The 21,079-nt window shown below is 56.2% G+C and carries 21 protein-coding genes; 16 read left to right on the forward strand and 5 right to left on the reverse strand.

Annotated elements, in window-relative coordinates; all coding sequences use genetic code 11:
* Nucleotides 1-372: 372 nt before the first annotated feature.
* Nucleotides 373-2,061, forward strand: a complete 1,689-nt coding sequence (locus ELR57_RS05735; RefSeq protein ID WP_158629942.1) for a PucR family transcriptional regulator — start codon at nt 373-375, stop codon at nt 2,059-2,061.
* Nucleotides 2,062-2,123: 62 nt separating this feature from the next.
* On the opposite strand, the gene ELR57_RS05740 is transcribed toward ELR57_RS05735, so the two are convergent.
* A complete protein-coding gene (locus ELR57_RS05740) occupies nt 2,124-2,243 on the reverse strand; it encodes a sporulation protein YjcZ (protein WP_126958067.1) in 120 nt (39 codons plus the stop codon).
* 277 nt (nt 2,244-2,520) lie between these two features.
* On the opposite strand from ELR57_RS05740, the gene ELR57_RS05745 reads away from it, so the two are divergent.
* Together ELR57_RS05745 and ELR57_RS05750 are read left to right on the forward strand one after the other, a co-directional pair.
* Nucleotides 2,521-2,724 (forward strand): hypothetical protein, encoded by a 204-nt coding sequence (locus tag ELR57_RS05745; protein ID WP_126958068.1) that lies wholly within the window; start codon nt 2,521-2,523, stop codon nt 2,722-2,724.
* A gap of 243 nt (nt 2,725-2,967) precedes the next feature.
* Nucleotides 2,968-4,914 (forward strand): stalk domain-containing protein, encoded by a 1,947-nt coding sequence (locus tag ELR57_RS05750; RefSeq protein WP_126958069.1) that lies wholly within the window; start codon nt 2,968-2,970, stop codon nt 4,912-4,914.
* A 61-nt stretch (nt 4,915-4,975) separates the two neighbouring features.
* Here ELR57_RS05750 and ELR57_RS05755 read toward each other — a convergent pair whose 3' ends face one another.
* The gene (locus ELR57_RS05755) at nt 4,976-5,842 is read right to left on the reverse strand and encodes a YitT family protein (protein ID WP_126958070.1); all 867 of its coding nucleotides are present in this window, start codon (nt 5,840-5,842) and stop codon (nt 4,976-4,978) included.
* Between the two features lie 139 nt (nt 5,843-5,981).
* On the opposite strand from ELR57_RS05755, the gene yidD reads away from it, so the two are divergent.
* From yidD to ELR57_RS05785, 6 genes are all read left to right on the forward strand, one after another.
* Entirely contained in the window at nt 5,982-6,221 is a 240-nt protein-coding gene (yidD, locus tag ELR57_RS05760) for a membrane protein insertion efficiency factor YidD (RefSeq protein WP_126958071.1), read from the forward strand.
* A 366-nt stretch (nt 6,222-6,587) separates the two neighbouring features.
* A complete protein-coding gene (gene metG / locus ELR57_RS05765; RefSeq protein ID WP_126958072.1) occupies nt 6,588-8,609 on the forward strand; it encodes a methionine--tRNA ligase in 2,022 nt (673 codons plus the stop codon).
* A gap of 393 nt (nt 8,610-9,002) precedes the next feature.
* Nucleotides 9,003-9,953 carry a metal ABC transporter solute-binding protein, Zn/Mn family gene (locus tag ELR57_RS05770; RefSeq protein ID WP_126958073.1) on the forward strand — a complete coding sequence of 317 codons (951 nt, stop codon included), beginning with the start codon at nt 9,003-9,005 and terminating at the stop codon, nt 9,951-9,953.
* A gap of 22 nt (nt 9,954-9,975) precedes the next feature.
* A complete protein-coding gene (locus tag ELR57_RS05775; protein ID WP_126958074.1) occupies nt 9,976-10,746 on the forward strand; it encodes a metal ABC transporter ATP-binding protein in 771 nt (256 codons plus the stop codon).
* 6 nt (nt 10,747-10,752) lie between these two features.
* A complete protein-coding gene (locus tag ELR57_RS05780; protein WP_126958075.1) occupies nt 10,753-11,556 on the forward strand; it encodes a metal ABC transporter permease in 804 nt (267 codons plus the stop codon).
* Between the two features lie 19 nt (nt 11,557-11,575).
* Complete coding sequence (locus ELR57_RS05785) at nt 11,576-12,286, forward strand: cytochrome c biogenesis CcdA family protein (protein WP_126958076.1); 711 nt, start codon at nt 11,576-11,578, stop codon at nt 12,284-12,286.
* Nucleotides 12,287-12,315: 29 nt separating this feature from the next.
* On the opposite strand, the gene ELR57_RS05790 is transcribed toward ELR57_RS05785, so the two are convergent.
* Complete coding sequence (locus ELR57_RS05790; protein WP_370452217.1) at nt 12,316-13,329, reverse strand: spore photoproduct lyase family protein; 1,014 nt, start codon at nt 13,327-13,329, stop codon at nt 12,316-12,318.
* Between the two features lie 213 nt (nt 13,330-13,542).
* Here ELR57_RS05790 and mntR point away from each other — a divergent pair, with 213 nt between their 5' ends.
* Together mntR and ELR57_RS05800 are read left to right on the forward strand one after the other, a co-directional pair.
* Complete coding sequence (gene mntR / locus ELR57_RS05795) at nt 13,543-13,965, forward strand: transcriptional regulator MntR (protein WP_126958077.1); 423 nt, start codon at nt 13,543-13,545, stop codon at nt 13,963-13,965.
* Nucleotides 13,966-14,094: 129 nt separating this feature from the next.
* Entirely contained in the window at nt 14,095-15,093 is a 999-nt protein-coding gene (locus ELR57_RS05800) for a patatin-like phospholipase family protein (protein ID WP_126958078.1), read from the forward strand.
* Nucleotides 15,094-15,163: 70 nt separating this feature from the next.
* On the opposite strand, the gene ELR57_RS05805 is transcribed toward ELR57_RS05800, so the two are convergent.
* Both ELR57_RS05805 and ELR57_RS05810 read right to left on the reverse strand, forming a co-directional pair.
* On the reverse strand, nt 15,164-15,496 hold the full coding sequence (locus ELR57_RS05805; protein WP_126958079.1) for a hypothetical protein: 333 nt from the start codon (nt 15,494-15,496) through the stop codon (nt 15,164-15,166).
* A 63-nt stretch (nt 15,497-15,559) separates the two neighbouring features.
* A complete protein-coding gene (locus ELR57_RS05810; RefSeq protein ID WP_238162417.1) occupies nt 15,560-16,531 on the reverse strand; it encodes a DUF1385 domain-containing protein in 972 nt (323 codons plus the stop codon).
* Nucleotides 16,532-16,724: 193 nt separating this feature from the next.
* On the opposite strand from ELR57_RS05810, the gene ELR57_RS05815 reads away from it, so the two are divergent.
* From ELR57_RS05815 to ELR57_RS05835, 5 genes are all read left to right on the forward strand, one after another.
* Complete coding sequence (locus ELR57_RS05815; RefSeq protein WP_126958080.1) at nt 16,725-17,285, forward strand: YqhR family membrane protein; 561 nt, start codon at nt 16,725-16,727, stop codon at nt 17,283-17,285.
* Between the two features lie 135 nt (nt 17,286-17,420).
* Complete coding sequence (aroQ, locus tag ELR57_RS05820; RefSeq protein ID WP_126958081.1) at nt 17,421-17,867, forward strand: type II 3-dehydroquinate dehydratase; 447 nt, start codon at nt 17,421-17,423, stop codon at nt 17,865-17,867.
* A gap of 20 nt (nt 17,868-17,887) precedes the next feature.
* The gene (locus ELR57_RS05825) at nt 17,888-18,961 is read left to right on the forward strand and encodes a M24 family metallopeptidase (RefSeq protein ID WP_126958082.1); all 1,074 of its coding nucleotides are present in this window, start codon (nt 17,888-17,890) and stop codon (nt 18,959-18,961) included.
* Nucleotides 18,962-19,007: 46 nt separating this feature from the next.
* The gene (efp, locus tag ELR57_RS05830; protein WP_126958083.1) at nt 19,008-19,565 is read left to right on the forward strand and encodes an elongation factor P; all 558 of its coding nucleotides are present in this window, start codon (nt 19,008-19,010) and stop codon (nt 19,563-19,565) included.
* Between the two features lie 130 nt (nt 19,566-19,695).
* Nucleotides 19,696-20,949, forward strand: a complete 1,254-nt coding sequence (locus tag ELR57_RS05835; protein WP_126958084.1) for an aspartate kinase — start codon at nt 19,696-19,698, stop codon at nt 20,947-20,949.
* Nucleotides 20,950-21,079 lie beyond the last annotated feature (130 nt).

Consider the following 21,079-nt stretch of genomic DNA (forward strand, 5'->3'; position numbering starts at 1 on the left):
TGCTTACAAATGTCATTATACATAACATAAAATATGCATAAATTCGGTGATTGCAAACGGTAAACAACGATATTTTCATCCTATTAGAGGAAACCACTAAAGACATTTGCATAAATATGTTATAAAATATTACATTGTAGACGACAGAGTGATTATTACAAAAGAAATTCGTTATCATACCTTACGTAGATGAAGCGGGGCGTATTGACGGATCGTCATAGCCCAATAGCGACTGCAAAGGAGAGAGGGTAAAGGGACGATTGGCCTAACCGGATTAACCCGTAAATGACGATGCGTACCTGCAATAAAGAACGCGGAGGCCAAGAAATCAAGTTCGAGCAATCTAGCCACGCAAGATTAGGAGGAATCGATATGGCTGCAATCCCACGCAAGGAACCGAATTCGGAGAACCGTCCGGAGAATAAGGCATTTACGGTAATGGAGCTGTTGCGGCTGCCGATATTCTCGCATGCGCGGCTGCTGGCCGGAGAGAAGGGTCTCCAGGGCGCGATCACGAGAGTGAACGTCATGGAGGTTCCGGAAGTCGAACCCTGGGTTCGTCCCGGGGAGCTGCTTGTGACGACGGGAAATCCGTTCCTCGAAGAGCCAGACAGATTCAAACAATTAATTCCGGAGCTGGCGAGAAGAGGAGTCGTCGCGCTCGGGATCCGGACGAATAGATGGAACGAATGGCCCGAGGAAGCGGTCGAGGAAGCGAACCGGCTGCGATTCCCCCTTATCGAGCTTCCATCCGATACGAGCTTCTCCGACATCGTGAGGACGGTCATGGAGAGCGTTCTGGCACAAGAAGCGGCACAGCTGGCGGATCTGCAGAACCGCATTCACAGCATGACGAAACTGCTTCTCGAAGGGAGCGGCCTATATGCTTTTCTGGACGCCATGGAGACGATGCTGGGCAATCCGGTCGCCGTCGTTCGGGAACAGGAGAAGCCTTGGCTCTCCGAAGGGCTTCGCAATGCGGATCCGGTCGAAGTGTGGCCGCTCGTGCAGTCGCTTACGTTCCGTCAAGTCGGAAGAGGGATGAGCAACGGATTCGTGCTTCTCCAGAACGCGTATCGCGCTTACGTGAATCCGATCCCGGCTAGACGAATGAAACAGGCTTGTCTCGTACTGGTCGAACGGAATCGCGATATCGTTCCGATCGATGCGCTGAGCATCGAACGCTTGTCTTCCTTGGCGGGACTGGAGCTGGCCAACGTTGAAGCGGTTCGGGAGGTAGAGGGAAAATACCTCGATCAATTCCTGCAGGATTGGCTTCAGGGGAAGATCGTCTCCGAGAGCGATTGGAAGCTGCGCGCCGAGGTGTGCGGCTGCGTCATTCCCGAGCAGGTGCCGCTGTGCGCCGCTATCGTCGGGATGACCGATCGCGAGCCTTCGGCGGAGAAGCTGAGGGAGCTCGCGCGCCGGCTTCGTTCGGAGAGATTGCGCGCCGTCGATAGCATCCTGGCTGCTCCGGTCGGAGGGGATCTGGCGCTCCTTGTTCCGGTTCCCGAACTCGTGAGAGTCGACCCGCAAGCCGAGCCTTCTCCTTACGGGCTGCTTCAACGGCTTCTTGCGGAGCTTCGGCCTCTGCTGGGCGATCCGGAGCTGAGGCTCTATGCGGGGCGTCTAGCGCCCAAGCCGGAGCAGCTTCCCGCCAGCTTGTCCCAAGCGAAGCGCGCGCGTCAGGTGGCGGAAGTATGCGGCCTTCAAGATGAGGTCGTGACCTATGACCGGCTTGGCGTCTATTCCTTGCTGTATCTGATTCCGTCGAGCGAGGAGAGGGAGCAGTTCCTTCAGCGGTTCTCGCTCCCGCTGCAGCAGGCGGACCGCAAGGGCGGAGGAAGGCTTGTCGAGACGCTGGAGATGTTCTTCCGCTGCAACGGGAATATCAAGCTGACTTCGGAGAAGCTGTTCGCCCATTACAACACGGTCGTTTATCGTTTGGACAAAATCCAGAGCATTCTCGGCGTCTCCCTGGACGACCCGGAGGACCGCTTGCAGCTGCAGCTGTCGCTGAAGCTGGGCCAGATTACGCCGGGCAATTCCGGCCATTCCTAATCAAAGGGAAAACCGCCTTGCCGAAAGTCGGCAAGGCGTCATTGCGGGAGCCGGACCATTAATCAGTACCAGCCGGCGCGAAGGATAATGACCAGCAGGATGAAGAGGACAAGAACGAACGCGGCAGCGCCCATGCCGCCATAGACTGGACCGCAACCAACGCCTGCAACCGGATAACCCATCGTGCAACCCTCCCGAGCATGTGTTTGTGATGTTGTATCACACGATCAGCATATGCGGGGGGCGAATGTTTTCCTGTGCGTTTATACCTGTACCAATGACCCACGGGGCAAAATCAGCGCTTAACCAATTCTCGGCGGAAGCTGAGCTTCAAGCCAAGGCCGAAAGCTTGCGAAGAAGCCGATTGTTTATTCGAGAGCGAATCCGTTATAATACCAGAAGAGGATGCCTGTCCTGCTAACAATTGGGCTTCGGGCGTTCAGAGGGAGGATTCGACTCGTGGGTGAAATTACAGACGTATCGGATGTTTCGGCGGGATTGTTCATCGTCGGGGTCATTTTTATTCTGCTGGTAGGTTCTCTGCTTAGCCTCGGCGTTCTAAGGCTGTTCGAGAAGAGAAGCCGGCAAGGAATCTTGTACCTCGGCGGCTCGGTCCTGTCCTTCGGGCTGATGCTGTTCGTCGTGCTTAATTGGTTCGATTAAAGGGCTGTCCATTCATACCGGGCCTGTGCAACCGTCAGGGTTCTTGAACCCTGGCGGCTGTTTTATTTATGGAATCTTTAATTGGAAAATGTAAATATGAACGCAACTTTCATCCTTATAACTTCGTTTATAAGGTAGATGGATTTGCCTGTCATGCCAGAAACCCCGCTTACGAACGTAAATCCCATCCGCCCTATATTCATCCAACCATCGTATTCTTGTCGAAGCAAAGGAGATTAGGTAATGAGAAAATGGTTTTCCGCACTGCTGCTCTTATCCCTGGTATTCGGTTCTATCCCATTCGCAACAACAATCGCGGAAGCGAAGGCGGGCGATAACAAGCTCGTTCTCTACTTGGATAAGGCTAAAGTAACGCTGAACAGCGTCGACTACACGTCCGCGCAGCCGACCGTAACGGTCAAAGGGATCGCTTATGCGCCGCTGAGCACGCTAGTCGCTCGATATGGGTACAAGATCAGCTATAACAGCGCGACGAAGGAATCGATCGTCACCGCGAACAACCTGGAGATGCGCTGGAAGCTGAATACGTCGGCTTACACGTTGAACGGCGTCAAGACTTCGTTCTCCGGTACCGCCTACGTCCTGAAGGGAAGCCTGATGGTTCCGGTCCGCGCATGGGCGAACGCAACGGGATCCGCGCTGACGTCGACGAAGGGACAGATCCTGCTTGCCTGGAACTCCTTCAAGAAGCCGACGGCCGACTTCGCCGTGGATCAAGCCGAGATCTACGCGACTCAGACGAATGTCACGTACACGAGCAAGTCCCAGAACCCGGACTTCATCACCGAAGAGCAATGGACCGGCAACGAATCGATGTTCAACGAACCGGGTACATACACGATTACGCGCACGGTCCGAGACACGAACGGCGAATGGAGCGCTCCCTACTCCGTAACGATCAACGTTCTGCCGCCGAACCAGGCTCCTGTCGCGAAGTTTACGACAGACAAGTCGGTCTACAAGATCGGGGAGCCGATCGCTTACACCGATCTGTCTACCGATGACGAGAACGCGATCGCCAAGACCGACTGGAGCGGCAACAAGAAGCCCGTCTACTTCGTGTCCGGTCCTCAGTTGATTACCCTCCTTGTCACCGACAAGCACGGGTTGACCTCCGAATATTCGGCGACGATTACGATCTCCGACGAGGTCCTCTATACGGAAGAGCAATACAACCAGAAGTTCACCCAGCCGGGCGAGATTTACAAGACGGACGGTCAAGGCGTGCTGAATTACAAGCTTGTGCCTTACACGTTCAGTTCTTCCAACCGCAAGCTGCTCGCATCGAACAGCCCGGAGAACCTGACTAAGCCGGGCCTCCTGTATCGCGATACGGTATCGGGCGACTTCCGCTTGTTCATCTATCACCTGAATGTCGGCAACGATCCGCTCAAGATTTATCTGGCGGCAACGAACAAGAGCTCCCAGGTAGCGAACGTCAGCCGCGGCGCGTCCGGCCAAGCCGGCCCGAATTACTTCGGGCTCTGGACGGGCAAGCTGGCGTCGGAACGATTCCTTGAATCGTCCAAGGCCGGCACGACTTCGCTGACGACGCTCCAGCCGGGCGAGACGAAGCTGATCATGCCGGAGCTCGGCGCCCAACCGCTGAAGCATTACGACGTATTCTCCGCATACGCGGATTTGAATTCCAGCGCGGATGTCGAGTTCACGCTGTTCGCGGTCAGCTCGACGGACAAGGCGCCGCTTGAGACGCTGAAGACGTTCGGCAACCTCCCGCGCGACGCCAAGCACATTCGCGGAACGTTCGATGGAGCGGACCGCACGATCAATATCGACCAAGTGCTCGGCTCCGAGCCGCAACGGGTTCTGTTCGGCGATCATGTGAACGATCCGTCGCTGGACGGACGCGATATGCTGAACGGCGTCTATGAGAACAATTGGGGCAACTTCGGAGTCGTCTACAAGATGACGGTGCGAGTGAAGGCGAATACGTTGATCGCGGCGAATGCCCGCGGCGGCGTTTATTCCGGGGTATTCAAGGTCAACGACATCCCGGTCATGGTATCCAACACGAGCTTGCTCCAGAATAAAGACGATGTATGCGTGCTTTACCGCACGGGACCCTATGAAGAATTTGTTGAACTATACTTCATGACGGCTCTAGGCTCCAACCTTCCGATGAACATTCTGTTTATCCCCATGAAATAAACCTAATTAAGAAGCGGCTTGCTCGATCCGACTGTCGGACCGGCAAGCCGCTTCTTGATTTTTAGTGAATGTTTTTTTTCTGCAGATCCCCGCCCATGACCTCGGACACCGCTTGGATGGCGATCAGCGCCTTGGAGTCGATCTCCTGAACGATATCGCGCAGCTTGGCGACCTCCAGCCGGGTGACGATGCAGTAGATCATCTGCGTTTCCTCTTTGCTGTAGCCTCCCTGAGCGTGGATCAACGTCGTGCTTCGCCCAAGGCGCTGGCTGATCGCTTCGGAGATATCCGCGTGCTCCATGGAGATTATGGTGACGGACTTGGATTCGTCGATCCCTTCGACGACTATATCCATCACCTTGGCGGCCAGGTAGTAGGTAAAGATGGAGTACATCGCGGAGTCCCAGCCATAGACGAATCCGGCGGCGGTGAAGATGAACAGGTTGATGATCATGACGATCTGCCCGACCGACATTCGAAGCTTCTTGGATAGAATGATCGCAACGATCTCGGTGCCGTCGAGCGACCCTCCGAAGCGGAGCACGAGTCCGATGCCTGCCCCCAGGATGACGCCCCCGAAGCCGACGGCGAGAAGCTTCTCGCTCGTGACCGGGTTAACGTGATGGAGCAATTGGGTCATGACGGACATGATGGTAATCCCGTACAGGGTATAGAAAGTGAACGACTTGCCGATCTGCTTGAAGCCGAGAAGAAGGAACGGCAGGTTGATGAAGAAGAGGAAAATGCCAAGAGGCCAAGAGGTCAGCTTCGACAGGATGATGGAGATACCGGTAATGCCGCCGTCGATGATCTCGTTGGGAACGAGGAACAGCTCGAGAGCGGCGGCCATGACGACGGCGCCGATCGTGATGAACAAGAGGCTGATCAGATAGTCTTTGACGGTTTTCTTACGATGCGTTCTGGACATTTGGGTCTCCTTCTCCGGCGGATGCTTGGGATGCTCTTGGGAGTTTTCGCCAAACCCCGCTTCCTTATTCGTTCAATTTGACTCAAGCGCATCAAGGGTTCAGAATAGAGACGAGAAGAAATCGGGGAGATGAAGAGAAATGCTGCGGAAAGTCGCCCAAGCGCCGATCCGTTTCTATCGAACGTTTATTTCTCCGCTGAAGCCTCCGACTTGCCGATTCGCTCCCACCTGCTCCGCGTATGCGCTGGAAGCGATCGAAGTCCATGGAGTCCTGAAGGGGAGCGGCCTGGCCGTCGTTCGCATCTGCAAATGCCATCCTTTTCACCCGGGCGGTTTCGATCCCGTTCCCGAACGCAAGAAGCCGAAGGGCCGGGCTTGACAGCGGTGTCGAACTTCCGTAAGATGGTTGCAATAGTCGAATATTGAATCCGATGAAGAGATAAGTACGAAGGTAAGCCTGTCCCAGAGAGCCGGTGGACGCTGCGAACCGGCATAGGCGACCTCGGAAGATGGTCTTGGAGGATTTGCTCTCGAGCTGCGGCGAAAGGCTTGCCGGGTAAGGGACAACGCGCTTCCGGCGATAACGGAACGGCCGACCGGTTGTCGGTCACAAGGAGCCTTCTTCCGATGTCGGGAAGAAGGGAATTTGGGTGGTACCACGTGAGCGACGCTCTCGTCCCATACGGACGGGAGCTTTTTTGCGTTATTCCGAGCTTGTAATCCAAGGAGAAAGGCGGCTATATTGATGGCAGACAACAAAACCTTCTATCTGACAACACCGATCTACTACCCGAGCGATAAGCTGCACATCGGGCATGCTTACACGACGGTCGCGGGAGACGCGATGGCCCGTTACAAGAGACTCAGAGGCTATGAGGTGCGTTATCTGACCGGCACCGACGAGCATGGGCAGAAGATTCAGCGCAAGGCGGAAGAGGCGGGCAAGACTCCGCAGCAATTCGTAGACGATATCGTCGTCGGCATCCAAGACCTGTGGCGCAAGCTGGAGATCTCGAACGACGACTTCATCCGCACGACGGAGGAACGCCATAAGAAGGTTGTTCAGAAGATCTTCGACAAGCTGCTCGCAACCGGCGATATCTATAAGGGCGAGTACGAAGGCTGGTACAGCATTCCGGACGAGACCTATTATACCGAGACCCAGCTTGCCGATCCGATCAAGAACGAGAAGGGCGAGATCATCGGCGGCAAAAGCCCGGACAGCGGCCATCCCGTCGAATTGGTCAAGGAGGAGAGCTACTTCTTCCGCATGAGCAAATACGCGGATCGCCTGCTCGCCTACTATGAGGAGAATCCGGACTTTATTCTCCCCGAATCCCGCCGCAACGAGATGATCAACAACTTCATCAAGCCGGGGCTTGAGGATCTGGCCGTCTCCCGTACGACGTTCGATTGGGGCGTTCCGGTGCCGGGCGATTCGAAGCACGTTATCTACGTATGGATCGACGCGCTGTCCAACTACATCACGGCGCTCGGCTACGATTCCGAAGATCCGACGCTGTACGAGAAGTTCTGGCCGGCCGACGTGCATCTCGTCGGCAAAGAAATCGTTCGCTTCCATACGATTTACTGGCCGATCATGCTGATGGCGCTCGATCTTCCGCTGCCGAAGAAGGTGTTCGCGCACGGCTGGCTGCTTATGAAGGACGGCAAGATGTCCAAGTCGAAGGGCAACGTCGTCGACCCGGTCAAGCTGATCGACCGTTACGGTCTGGACGCGCTTCGCTACTATCTGCTTCGCGAGGTTCCGTTCGGCGCGGACGGCACGTTCACGCCGGATAACTTCGTCGAGAGAATCAACTACGATCTCGCCAACGACCTCGGCAACCTGCTGAACCGCACAGTGGCGATGATCGAGAAGTACTTCGACGGCGTTATCCCTGCATATGGCGACGTACCGACGGAGTTCGACGCGGATCTGGAGAGCGTTGCGGCTTCCGTCATCGAGAAGGTTGAAGCCGCGCTCGAGACGATGGAATTCTCGGTTGCGCTAACGGCGATCTGGCAGCTCGTCAGCCGCACGAACAAGTACATCGACGAGACGAAGCCATGGGCGCTGGCGAAGGACGAGGCGAACAAGGGGCAGCTTGCTTCGGTCATGGGTCACCTTGCCGACGCGCTGCGCATCGTGTCCATCATGCTCCAGCCGTTCCTGACCCATACGCCGCGCAAGATCTGGGAGCAGCTTGGCCTGGCCTCCGGCAGCTCGACCGAGTGGGAGAGCATCCGCGCATTCCGCGGCATTCCGGAAGGAACGAAGGTCGCCAAGGGAGATCCGATCTTCCCGAGACTCGAGATGGCCGAAGAGATCGCCTGGATCGTCGACATGATGGGCGGAAACAAGGCGGCGGCGCCCGCAGCCGCGGAAGAGAAGCCTGCCGCGGCGGAAGCGAAGCCGGAAGCGGAGGCGGTCGATCGGAAGGAAGAGATCGGGATCGAGGATTTCTCCAAGGTCGAGCTGCGCGTCGGCCAGGTCGTTGCCTGCGAACCGATTCCGAAGGCGGATAAGCTTCTGAAGCTGCAGCTGGATCTAGGCTTCGAGACGAGACAAGTCGTATCCGGCATCGCGAAGTTCTACAAGCCGGAAGAGCTCGTCGGCCGCAAAGTCATCTGCGTGGCGAACCTGAAGCCCGTCAAGCTGCGCGGAGAATGGTCGCACGGCATGATCCTCGCCGCTTCCCACGGCGACCAGCTTACGCTGGCAACCGTGCCGGAAGGCATGCCGAACGGCGCGATCGTGAAGTAAAGAGGAACGTATAGAAGGCCGCCCCGCAGGTCGTTTGATCCTGCGGGGCGGTTTTTTTGATTTAAGTACCAAGCGCAACGCTTCGGCTGACGCCTGCGCAACCTAGTTTTGTTTAGAGGAGTTAAGGCGAAAATGAATACTAGCTGCATAGCAAGGGATCTCTTCTCTATCTCTTCTAAGCTAACTTCAAGCACCAACGGCTCAACGAGACTAGTCAAGCGCCAGTACGCAGCAGCTACCGCTTCAATTATCTCGCTGATACATCCCAATCGCTCTATCCCGCCAATCGCCTCGCCTATTTTCCAAAGGGTAAATCGGTTGACAGCGGCAAATCACTCGGAGTATACTCCTTAAAGCGTAATTAATACGATTAAGAGAAAGTTGGGACAGGAAATGCGGTTAAGAAGGGCAGGTTTGCCGATCGCGCTGCTGTTGGCAATCGCCATGCTCGCCGGCTGCGGGGAGCAGAAGACGACCTTCGTAGAAGGCAAAGTGAACGTCGTAACGACCTTTTACCCTCTCTATTATCTAGCGACCGAGATAGGCGGAGAAGACGCCAATGTGGTCAATCTGATTCCCACTGGGGTGGAGCCGCACGATTGGACTCCGAAGAGCAAGGACCTGCAGGTCGCTTCCAAGGCCCAATTGTTCATCTATAACGGAGCGGGGCTGGAAGGGTGGGCCGAGGATTTCCTTCATGGAACGAAGTCCAACGGCAGCCTGAAGATCGTAGAAGCGAGCGCGGGCATCTCTCTGATCTCCGGCAACCCGGAGGAAGAAGAACATGGGCATTCCAACGAAGAAGGACACGATCACGCTTCGAACGTCGATCCGCATACGTGGGTCAGCCCGAAATCTTCTCTCGTGATGGCGGATAATATTCGCAAGGCGTTGATCGATTCGGATCCGGCGCATGAAGCCGCATACGAGTCGCGGTACGAGGACCTGAAGAACCGCCTGGCCGCGCTCGACGAGAAGTTCACGCGGGAGCTTGGCGCGGTGCCGAATCGGAATATCGTCGTCACCCATCAGGCGTTCGGCTATCTGGCGCGGGATTACGGCTTGAACCAAGTGGCGATCATGGGCTTGTCCCCGGAAGCGGAGCCGCGCTCGCAGGATCTGCTGAATGTCGCCAAGTTCGTCAAAGAGAACAAGATTCGAACGATATTCTTCGAGGAGCTCGTATCGAGCCAACTGGCGAAGACGATCTCGAGCGAAGCGAAAGTGGAAATCGACGTGCTGAATCCGATCGAAGGCTTGACCCCGAAACAGAAGAAGGCAGGCGAGAATTATATCTCGCTGATGGAGAAAAATTTGCAAAACCTGGTCAAGGCATTACAATGAAAGACTGGAAGGAGTTGAAGCTATGAGGAATGACCATCTATCGAATGTCCCTTCCTGCCATCAGGAGATCGTCACGCTAGACAACGTCAGCTATTCCTACGGGTCGCAGCAGGTGCTTAGCGGAGTCGACTTCGTTGCCCGCGAACGCGATTTTATCGGACTCATCGGTTCGAACGGCGCCGGCAAAACAACGCTGCTCCGCATGATCGTCGGCTTGATCAAGCCGGTGTCCGGAGAGATCCGTTTGTTCGGCACCCCGATGTCCCGGTTCAAGGATTGGCAGCTGATCGGCTATGTGCCGCAGCGCAATCACTTCAATCCGCTGTTTCCCGCTACGGTCAGAGAAGTGGTTCTCTCCGGGCTTTACGGACGGCGCAAGCTGTTCAAGCGGATGACGAAGGAAGACCATATTCGCGCCGAGGATGCGCTCAATACGATGAAGATCCGCGATCTGGCGGAGAAAAGGATCGGGGAGCTGTCGGGCGGGCAGCAGCAGAGGGTGTTTCTGGCGCGGGCTCTGATCAACAATCCGAAGCTGCTCATTCTGGACGAGCCGATGTCGGGAATCGATACCGAGACCCAGAACAACTTCTTTAACCTGCTGCTGCATATGCACAACCGGCACAACATCACCTTCCTGATGGTATCGCACGACATGGAGATGGTACGCTCCTACCTGGGGGAGACCCCGAAGAGCACGAGCGGCAAGCTGTCTTTCCATGTCAGGCACTCGCATGATCTAGAGGATTGCGTCGAGACGGATCTCCTGCATTCCTTGCGGAAAGAAGGGTAGAGGGCTTTGGAACTGTTAACGGCCGAGTTTTTTCAACGCGCGCTTATCGGCGGCGCCCTGATCGCCATTACCTCCCCGCTGCTAGGGCTGTTCCTTGTCTTAAGAAGGCTAGCGATGATCGGAGACACGTTGTCTCATGTCAGCATCGCAGGCGTAGCGCTGGGTTTCCTCATTAACGTCTATCCGGTAGCGGTCGGACTAGTCTTCGCGATTATCGCCTCTTTCGGAATCGAGGCGCTGCGGCGTAGATACCGTTCTTTCGCGGAATTATCCATCGCCATCATCATGTCGGGAGGAATCGCTCTCGCTTCCCTCTTGTTCACCGTGGGAAAAGGGTATAACCTAGATGTGAACTCCTATTTGTTCGGCAGCATCTACACGCTGGACAATACGGATATTCTGATCATCGCCATCGTTACCGTTATCGTCCTTGGAATCGTGCTTGCGCTGAAGAAGGAGCTGTTCCTTCTTACGTTTGACGAGGATGCCGCGTCGGTCAGCGGATTGCCGGTCCGTTACTTCAATATCCTGGTCAGCATTCTGACCGCTCTAGTGATCAGCGCCTCGATCAAGATCGTCGGAGCCTTGCTCGTCTCCGCGCTGCTGACCATTCCGGCGGCCTGCAGCCTGGTCCTCTCGAAGAGCTTCCGCCAATCCATCGTTCTCGTCGTCGTCATCGGCGAGGCGGCCGTCGTGTTCGGCTTGTGGATGGCAGGCGTCTGGAACCTGGCTCCGGGGGGCACGATCGTTTTGCTTCTGATTGCCATTCTGCTAGCATCACTGGCGATGTCTCGCAAAATAAGAGTATAAAGCAGGAGCGTGGCTAACGTTGAATGAAGTCAATATCGGCATAGCTTTCGCGGGGGGACTGGCTTCCTTCATCTCCCCGTGCTGTTTGCCCTTATATCCGTCTTATTTGTCCTACATAACCGGAATTTCCGTCACCCAGCTGAAGTCCGATACCAGCCGCAGCGTACGGACGAAGACCATGGCGCATACGTTCTTCTTTATCCTTGGATTCTCCTTCGTCTTCTTCACGCTCAGCTATACGGCGAATGCGTTCGCCTCGACGTTCCGGGAGTATCAGGACCCGATTCGCCAGATCTCGGCGCTGCTGATCATCTTGATGGGCTTGTTCCTCTTGGGCGTGTTCCAGCCGCAGCTTCTGATGAAGGAGCGGAAAATGAACATGAGTTGGAGGCCTGCGGGCTACGTGGGGTCGTTCATCTTCGGAGTCGGCTTCTCCGCGGGCTGGTCTCCTTGCGTGGGGCCCATCCTGTCTTCGATCCTTGCGCTCGCCGCCAGCCAGCCCGGTACCTGGGCGAGCATGACGGCCGCTTATTCGCTCGGCTTCGGCGTTCCGTTCTTCGTGCTGGCCTTCTTCATCGGATCGACTCGCTGGATTCTGAAATATTCCAACCTGCTGATGAAGATCGGCGGCGTCCTGATGATCGTGATGGGCATTCTGCTGTTCACGGATCGCATGACATCGATTACGATCTGGCTGAACGGAATCACTCCGGACTGGCTTAAGTTCTAAGAAGGCCAAAGGCGGCGAAGCCGCCGCCTTCAGGTGAAGTATTCGATCTTCGCTTTCGGGAAATGAGCGAAGATCTGCTCTGTGATATATTCGCGCAATGCGTCTGCCTGCTCGTCCGGGTAGACGTATTTGTGTTGGACCCAGCGTCCCCATTTCTTTTTGCGCTTCGCCTCATCCATCTCCAGCCTCGTCTTGGGGTAACGCTTCTCGATCGTGCTTTTCGCCGTCTTCGTGAAGCGATGCTGGATCAGCTCGAAGGTCAGATCGGCGGAGGCCTCCTCGGGCAATGCGGCCCCCAGCTTGCGCAGCAGCTCTCCGTATCCTTCCTGCCAGCCGTCATACCAGATGATCGGAGCGATGATGAAGCCCAGCGGATAGCCGGCCTTGGCGATCTTGCCGGCGGCTTCGATCCGTTCCGCGAAGCGGGAGGTGGCGGGTTCGAAGTTCTTGATCACGTAATCGGCATTCACGCTGAAGCGGATGCGGGTATTCCCATTGTGCTTAAGCGAGAGGAGCGGTTCGACGTGATGGTATTTGGTCACGAAGCGAAGGCGTCCGAGCGGCTCGTTCGCCATGAAGGTGATGGTGTCCGCAAGCGATCCCGTCAAGTGCTCCAATCCGACGGGGTCGGATGTGCAGGCGGCCTCGAAGCCTTCGATATTGACGTACACCCGGACATAAGGCTTGGCGCCGAGAGTCGTCTGCAGATAGCAATAATGGCAATGCCCCATGCAGCCGGTCGAGAGAGGCAGCGCGTATTCCGCGGACGGCTTGGACGTATCGAAGGTCAGCGTCTTGCGCAGGCCGACGACAAGCGTGCGCTTCGCTACTTTATACTGCTCCAGCTCGGTGTCTCCGGGCAGTCCGGTAATTCGATTATGGGAGGTCGTCGTCCGGTAAGGAATGTTCCGCTCCTTCACCCATTCCAGGATACGCTGCCCCTTGGGGTAATCGAGCGAAGCCGGCTCGAAATAGACGAGCTCCGGAACGAACAGGGGCGTCTCCCTCGCTTGGCGAGGACGGTCGGGGGTCATTAGGGTCATCGTCGCTATCTCCTTTCGGTTGGCTATTAGTGTGCGCATAGGCGGGCATGGAATGCAGGCTCGAACGGTGTCAACATCCGCCAATCCTTGGCGAATGCCTGTCCGATTCTGGTATGATGACGCTTCCGGTTTTGCGATGGAACACTTGCTCCTGCTCTTTCCGCTGGTGTATGATACTAAGAGCTAGTGACTGTCGGGAAAGGGGGAGCCGCATTGCCGACCCCAAGTATGGAAGATTATCTGGAACGGATCTATCGCCTGATCGATGAGAAGGGCTATGCTCGCGTTTCGGATATCGCCGAAGGGCTGGAGGTGCATCCTTCTTCCGTAACCAAGATGATACAGAAGTTGGACAAGGACAATTACCTCATCTATGAGAAGTATCGCGGACTCGTATTGACGCCTAAGGGCAAGAAGGTGGGCAAGAGACTCGTCGACCGGCATCATCTGCTGGAGACTTTCTTGACGACGATCGGCGTCCAGGAAGAGAACATCTATCGGGATGTCGAAGGAATCGAGCATCATCTTAGCTGGGATTCGATCACGTGCATCGAGACGCTCGTCGAATACTTCCGTAAGGACCCTGCGAGGCTGGAAGAGCTTCAGAGCGTACGAGCTGAATTGGACAAGGATTAAACGACCGAAGGCCGTCCCGTCGGGTTCTAACGAACCTGGGGAACGGCCTTTTCCTTATGTACTGCAAGGAAGGGGAGGCGCATAAGCTGGCATCGGAAGATTCTCCGAATCCCGGAACGGGGGAGTCCGATGAAGGTGAACGGCGTGTTTGAAGGCGGAGGCGTGAAGGGGATCTCCTTGGTTGGCGCCGTTCGAGCGGCGGAGAGGAACGACGTGCAGTTCAACAAGGTTGCCGGCACCTCCTCGGGCAGCATCGTGGCGGCCTTGCTCGCGACCGGCTACACCGCATCCGAGATGAAATTCATCATCGAATCGACTCCGTTTGCCCGTTTTATGAGAAGAGCGCCTCTCTTTAACCTAAAGTTCATCGGCCCGGCGATTCGTCTGTTCTTGAAGAAAGGCTTGTATTCGGGAGAAGCGCTGGAGACTTGGGTACGGAACCTGCTGGCGGCCAAGGGAGTGCGAACCTTCGCGGATCTTCCGCTAGGCAAGCTTAGAATAACCGCATCGGATATAACGAACGGAAGACTTCTCGTGCTGCCCGACGATATCGTCGACTACGGGATCGATCCTCTCAGCTTGGAAGTCGCCAAGGCGGTCCGGATGAGCGTCAGCATTCCGTATTTCTTCGATCCGGTGCTGATTCCCATGCCGTTCCCGACCAGCAGGGGCCGCAGGCACCGTAAGCTGGCGGAGGCGATTCGCTCCTCCTATATCGTGGACGGGGGAGTGCTGAGCAACTTTCCGTTATGGATTTTCGACAGTGACCAGGAGGGGCAGGAGGAGCCCGTCCCCGTGATCGGCTTCCAGATGGTCGGCCGCAACGACATGAAGGCGCATCGGATCGTCGGCCCGATCACGATGTTCCAGGCGATGTTCGAGACGATGCTCAGCGCTCACGACGAACGCTATATCGAACAGAACAACCGGGTTCGCACGATCAAGATTCCGACGCTCGGCGTGCGGACGACCGACTTCAATCTGACGAACGAGAAGAGCGAGAGCTTATACCAATCGGGGATGGAGGCGGGAGAGAAGTTTTTTCGGAATTGGGACCGCAAGACGGGCCGGCTGATGAACGGATCGGACGGCCCTTCCGTCACGATTCAATCGAACCGTAAAGAGTAACGTATCAATCTCTTTGCAAAGAAAGACCCCGATAAGCCGGTTGGCTCTCGGGGTCTTGTCGTTATGGCGGTCAATGGTAACGCGGAGGTTCTTCGTCGCGGTTCTTGTTGCCCTCGATGACCCGGAAGGCAGCATTGCGGCGTTTGGCGTTCTTGTCTTCCCGTTCTTTGGCAAGAGTCCTCCGCTGGCTCTTGACCGCCGCTTGCCTGTACTTCGCTCTATCGGAAGAGGCCGAGCCTCTTCTCCTCCAGGATGTCGGAGGGAACTTATACAGCAAGTACACGATGGCTACCAGCACGACGGGGATGATCAGCGAGGATGCGCCATGAATGATTCTGTTGAAGATGCCGATCGCGATCAAGGCGATCAGGACGATCCCTAGCGGGCCGAAACGTCTGTTCATGTCGTACTCCCCCTCAAGTCTGCAAGGTAGTTGGCGGCAAACCGCGCTTGGAACTTTGTAAAATCAGGCCGAGACCGTAGCGGCCGCAGGCGTTCTCTGGCTGTATTCGCGATCGAGCTCCATCATCCGGTTAAAGGAAGCGATCGAGACGGCAACCTGCTCGTTGTTCGGCTCTTTGGTCGTCAGAAGCTGCAGCCACAATCCCGGGTAGCCCAGCCATCGAAGGACCGGAATGTCCCGCACGGCATTCGTTGCCTTGAGCACCTCGTAAGCGATGCCGATGACGGCAGGCAGAAGGGCGATCCGGATCCAGATACGTTCCCAGACGGTATCCCAGTGGAAGATCGGGAACGAATAGATGATGACGCCGACGATGACGGTGAAGATGATGAAGCTGCTTCCGCAGCGATAGTGCAGGCGAGTCGCGCGCTGCACGTTCTCGACGGTCAGCTCGTCTCCGGCCTCATAGGCGCTGATGACCTTATGCTCGGCTCCGTGGTATTGGAACAGCCGCTTGATGATCGGCGTCTTGGAGATGAACCAGAGATAGAAGAGCAAGAGCGCGATCTTGATAACGCCTTCCAGAATGTTGTGAAGCACTTTATTATCGAACATGCTGCCGAAAATTTCGCTCTCCAGGAAAGCCGGAACGGCCGCGAAAATGATTTTGCCGAAGACGAAGGACAGCACCCCGACCACCGCGACGCCGAGAATCATGGACAAGCTCCATTTTTCCTTCTCTTTGGCTTTGGCTGCCTCTTCGGGAGTCGACTCGTCCTCCGCGTATGCTTCCGCGGAGAAGTTGAGATGCTGCGAGCCTTTGGCGGAAGATTCGATGATGCCGACGATTCCGCGAATGAACGGGATCTTCTTCAGCCCCTTCACGATATTCGGGGTCGAGCCTCTAGGTACCTCGTAATAAGCGATTTCTTGGTTCTTTCGTCTTACTGCCGTGACGTTGACGTGCCGCCCTTGGAACATGACGCCTTCGATTACGGCCTGTCCTCCATATGCTGCGTTTGGTTGCTGAGCCAAGTGATCACCTTCTCTGTCTAGAACTAAGGAAGCAACGCTCCCAATATACGTTTATTTTACAGGAATCCAACTCACAATGCCACAGGGAACGGCTGCTCGGTATTCCAGGCGGGAAGGGCAAGGATTACGCAAGCAGGCCGAAGTCCATACTATCCTTACTATTCTCGAATCTTGAGGCGCAGGAGGAGATAAGATGCCCATGGAAAACGGAGAACGCCGGAATCGCGGGGACAGGAGTCGGGAGCCCGAGGGGAGAGGGACGGTGTCCGCGTTCCGCTATGCCCTGCAGATCGGCTTCTTCGCCGGAGTGATCTGGGGGCTGGTGCGATGGCTCGTCGTGGCGCTCAATCTAACGGAGGTTCCGCAAGCGTTCCTCGCCGACTCTTGGATGCCCAGGGCCAAGCTGAACACCGCGTACTGGCATTGCGCGGGATTCGTTCTTTTCATTGCGATGTCAATCGCCGCTGCCGTCCTGTACTGGCTTCTTCTAGGGGCGCTTCGCGGCCCATGGCCCGGCGTCGTCTTCGGCGGGGCATGGTGGTGTCTTTTGTTTCTCGTCATCGGCCCTCCGACCGGGATGACGGAATCGGTGAGGGTGATCGGCTGGAACAGCATCGTGTCCGAGCTGGGCCTGTATTTGGTCTGGGGGCTGTTTATCGGTTACAGCATCGCATTCGAATTCCACGACGAAGCTTCGAGAGAGCCGGCAGGCAAGGCGGACAGCGGCGGAAGGAAAGCGCAGCCTTCGTCTTGAGCGGCCGGCCGTGCGTCGGTCTGGTCGGCAAGCTTCGCGCTATGATACAATATTTCCGAGTTAGTCTAACGCTGCGGCGGCATAGCCCAAGGGAAGCCCCGGCAGCAGAACCGGAACGATTGGGGAGCGCGAACCATGACTCGAATATTGGTGTTGAATGGACCGAATCTGAACATGCTCGGCATTCGGGAGCCGGGGATTTACGGCTCGGAATCCCTTAAGCAGATTGAGAACAACCTGCTCCAGGCGGCGGAACGCCTCGGAGTGGAGCTGGAATTTTACCAATCCAATCACGAGGGCGGCCTGCTTGATCGGATTCATGCCGCTTACGGCCATACGGATGGAATCCTTATCAATCCCGGAGCGTATACTCACACGAGCATCGCCCTCCGCGACGGAATCGCCTCGGTAGGGCTTCCCGTCGTCGAGGTGCATTTGTCCAACATACATAAGCGGGAGTCGTTCCGACATGTGTCCATGACGGCGCCGGTCTGCGTAGGCCAGATCTCGGGCTTCGGAGCATACGGCTACGAGATGGGGCTGCTTGCGCTGTGCAAACACCTCGGCGTGGAGACGAACTGATTAGAAGGGGATGAAGACGAGTGGCTAACGAGAGAGTCAGCAAATTAAGAGCAGCGCTACAGGAGCTTGGCGGAGAAGCCATCCTGATCACGAATGCGTATAATCGGCGTTATCTGTCGGGCTTTACCGGCAGCTCCGGGGTTGTCCTGATTACGAGAGAGCGCGCCGTGCTGCTAACCGACTTCCGCTATCGCGAGCAAGCGCCCCAGCAGGCGAAAGGATTCGAAGTGCTCGAACACGGCCCCGGCATCTATGGAGATGTGGCCGCTCTTCTGAACAAATGGGGCGTCAGCCGCCTTCATATCGAAGAACAGGACATGACTTACGCGACTTACCTTTCCGTTCAAGAGAAGCTGAATCCGATCGAGCTTGTCGTGTCGCAGGGGATCGTCGAGAAGCTTCGCGAGATCAAGGACGAGCAGGAGATCGCCATAATTCAGGAAGCGGCGGATGTGGCCGACCGGGCCTTCGATCATATCCTGGGCTTCATCAAGCCTGGCGTAACGGAGGCTTCCGTCGCTCTGGAACTGGAGACCTTCATGAGAAAGCAAGGAGCGGCGGGTCCCTCCTTCGATACGATTGTCGCCTCCGGCGAACGGTCCTCGCTTCCTCATGGAGTCGCCAGCGATAAATTGATCGGAAGCGGAGAATTCGTGACGTTGGATTTCGGCGCATACTACAAAGGCTATTGCTCCGACATTACCCGTACGGTCGTCGTCGGACCGGCGTCCGATCGCCACCGCGAGATTTATGGAATCGTGCTGGAAGCCCAGTTGAACGCGCTGGAGCATCTGCGTCCCGGAATGACGGGTCACGACGGGGATGCCTTGACGAGAGATATCATTACAAGGTATGGTTATGGTGACTATTTCGGTCACAGCACCGGACATGGGGTCGGCATGGAGGTTCACGAATGGCCTCGCCTGGCCAGAAATTCGAATTCGATTTTAACCCCCGGCATGATCGTTACGGTCGAACCCGGCATCTATCTCCCCGGCTTCGGGGGCGTACGGATCGAAGACGACGTCGTTGTGACGAATGACGGGATTAAAATACTTACTCGTTCTCCGAAAGAGCTGATCGTTCTCGATTAAGCTTCGGCCTTGGAGAGCCACGTTTCCACAGGAGGGAATTTTTACAGTGATTTCCGTTAACGATTTGAAGACAGGCCTTACCATTGAAGTGGACGGAGACCTTTGCTCCGTTGTCGACTTCCAGCACGTTAAGCCAGGCAAGGGCGCAGCTTTCGTCCGCACGAAGCTGAAGAACCTGCGCAACGGCAATGCCATCGAGAAGACGTTCCGCGCCGGCGAGAACGTTGTGCGCGCTCATGTCGAGAACCGTCAGGTGCAATACCTGTACAACTCCGGCAGCGAGTACACCTTCATGGATAACGAGACGTACGACCAGTTTACGCTGGACAAGAAGCAGCTCGAATGGGAGATCAACTTCCTCCTCGAGAACATGAACGTTAACATCTCGAGCTACCAAGGCGAGATCATCGGGATCAACATTCCGAACAGCGTCGACTTGAAGGTCGTCGAGACCGAGCCGGGCATCAAGGGCAACACCGCTACCGGCGCAACCAAGAACGCCAAGCTGGAGACCGGCCTGAACGTTCAAGTTCCGCTCTTCATCAACGAAGGCGACGTTCTGACGATCGATACCCGCGAAGGCAAGTACGTCTCCCGCGCGTAATCCGCAGCGAATTATCCTTGCCCGTGCGCATAGACATGCGCGGGCAAGGATTTTTTGTATTTCTGGGCCTAAAATGTTGTGCTATAATATACTGCTGTATGCAGATGGATGATCAAGGAGTGAAATTGCGTTGTCCTTAATCGTAATGAAATTCGGCGGCAGTTCCGTTGGAACGACGGAACGCATGCAGCGCGTGGCACAGCGAATTATCGACAAAAAGCTGCAAGGCCACCGCGTCGTGGCAGTCGTCTCCGCAATGGGCGACACGACGGATGATTTGATTGATAAATCCCAGGAGCTCAACGATAACCCTCCTGCCAGGGAGATGGATATGCTTCTGACGACCGGCGAGCAGATCTCCGTCGCGCTTCTGGCAATGACGATCCATAAGCTCGGGCATGACGCCAAGTCGTTCACGGGCTGGCAGGCCGGCATTACGACGGAAGCGGTTCATGGCAAGGCTCGGATCAGCAACATCGCTCCGACCCGCCTGTTCAAGGCGATCGACGAAGGCAACATCGTCATTGTCGCCGGCTTCCAAGGCATGACGGAGGACGGCGAGATCACGACGCTCGGCCGCGGCGGATCGGACACGACCGCAGTCGCGCTTGCCGCCGCTGTCCAAGCGGACGTATGCGAGATCTATACGGACGTCGACGGGATCTATTCGACCGACCCTCGCGTCGTGAAGAACGCGCGCAAGCTGGATGTCATCTCGTATGACGAGATGCTGGAGTTGGCTCATCTCGGAGCGGCCGTCCTTCACCCGCGTGCCGTTGAATACGCTAAGCATAATAAGGTTCATCTTGTGGTTCGGTCTAGTTTCACCCAGAATGAAGGCACGCTCGTGAGGGAGGAAGCAGCAATGGAACAAGGAGTCGTCGTTAGCGGAATCGCGTTCGACAAGAACGTCGCGCGCATCAGCATTCTAGGAGTACAGGATGTTCCGGGCGTTCTGGCGAACGTATTCGGAGCGCTTGCAGCGGATGGCATCGATGTCGACATTATCGTACAGAGCGGCGTTCAAGACGGGAAGGCGGACTTCTCCTTCACGGTATCCCTGTCGGATCGCGCGAAGGCGCTCGGCGTCATCGAGAACATTCGCAATGTCGTTCCTTACGACGAGGCTACTTACGAAGAAGGCCTTGTGAAGGTGTCTATCGTCGGAGCGGGCATGGTGTCCAATCCGGGAGTCGCCGCCAAGATGTTCGAAGTCATCTCGAAGCAAGGCGTCAGCATCAAGATGGTGAGCACGTCGGAGATCAAGTGCTCCTGCGTCATCGCCGCGGAGCCTCTTCACGACGTCGTGCGCGCCCTGCACACCGCTTACGGCCTCGACACGGCGGACGCCGCATTCGTCGGCGGGCCGCAGGATCGCCGTTAATCGGAGCTTCGTTCACGCTATATCAACCCGAACTCGACAAGCTTGGCTATTCGGCCAGGCTTGTTTTTTTCGATTATCGAAGGAACTCCGTCCTCCGAGCCTCTCAGGAGCTGGTTGCTCTACCTCATAC

This window comes from Cohnella sp. AR92, assembly GCF_003990975.1.
Lineage (GTDB): Bacteria > Bacillota > Bacilli > Paenibacillales > Paenibacillaceae > Cohnella.

Bases quoted from the DNA above. Each gene is read 5' to 3' on its own strand.
- ELR57_RS05755 (WP_126958070.1), bottom strand. From the start codon at position 5,842: ATGTCCAGAACGCATCGTAAGAAAACCGTCAAAGACTATCTGATCAGC.
- ELR57_RS05775 (WP_126958074.1), top strand. From the start codon at position 9,976: ATGAGGAATGACCATCTATCGAATGTCCCTTCCTGCCATCAGGAGATC.
- ELR57_RS05770 (WP_126958073.1), top strand. From the start codon at position 9,003: ATGCGGTTAAGAAGGGCAGGTTTGCCGATCGCGCTGCTGTTGGCAATC.
- ELR57_RS05805 (WP_126958079.1), bottom strand. From the start codon at position 15,496: ATGAACAGACGTTTCGGCCCGCTAGGGATCGTCCTGATCGCCTTGATC.
- ELR57_RS05750 (WP_126958069.1), top strand. From the start codon at position 2,968: ATGAGAAAATGGTTTTCCGCACTGCTGCTCTTATCCCTGGTATTCGGT.
- ELR57_RS05790 (WP_370452217.1), bottom strand. From the start codon at position 13,329: ATGACCCTAATGACCCCCGACCGTCCTCGCCAAGCGAGGGAGACGCCC.
- metG (WP_126958072.1), top strand. From the start codon at position 6,588: ATGGCAGACAACAAAACCTTCTATCTGACAACACCGATCTACTACCCG.
- yidD (WP_126958071.1), top strand. From the start codon at position 5,982: ATGCTGCGGAAAGTCGCCCAAGCGCCGATCCGTTTCTATCGAACGTTT.
- aroQ (WP_126958081.1), top strand. From the start codon at position 17,421: ATGACTCGAATATTGGTGTTGAATGGACCGAATCTGAACATGCTCGGC.
- ELR57_RS05740 (WP_126958067.1), bottom strand. From the start codon at position 2,243: ATGGGTTATCCGGTTGCAGGCGTTGGTTGCGGTCCAGTCTATGGCGGC.
- ELR57_RS05815 (WP_126958080.1), top strand. From the start codon at position 16,725: ATGCCCATGGAAAACGGAGAACGCCGGAATCGCGGGGACAGGAGTCGG.
- ELR57_RS05735 (WP_158629942.1), top strand. From the start codon at position 373: ATGGCTGCAATCCCACGCAAGGAACCGAATTCGGAGAACCGTCCGGAG.
- ELR57_RS05800 (WP_126958078.1), top strand. From the start codon at position 14,095: ATGAAGGTGAACGGCGTGTTTGAAGGCGGAGGCGTGAAGGGGATCTCC.